Annotated in this window: 1 pseudogene; it reads right to left on the reverse strand. The window is 34.1% G+C overall.

Features of this window, described 5'->3' with window-relative positions:
- Positions 1-217, reverse strand: a pseudogene (locus tag ACJDU8_RS25955) (ATP-dependent helicase); the annotation flags it as partial.

Genomic DNA, 217 nt, shown 5'->3' on the forward strand with positions numbered 1-217 from the left:
ATTCGTTTTTCTTACCAGTTATTTTTCCCTGTCCAAAAACTTTGTGAGCCACACAATCCCCTACTTTTAAACTAAATCCTGACTGAAAATCTTGTGAACCTAGTAAATTACACTCTCTTATGAACCTAGATACTTCTACTGCTTTGCCCTTTATAGTCCTGCTAAAACACAAATACAGATTATCTATAGCCCTTGTAATACCTACATAAAAAAGTCT

Origin of the sequence: Candidatus Clostridium eludens (assembly GCF_045310515.1) — a bacterium.
In the GTDB taxonomy this organism is placed as follows: Bacteria; Bacillota; Clostridia; order Clostridiales; family Clostridiaceae; genus Clostridium_B; species Clostridium_B eludens.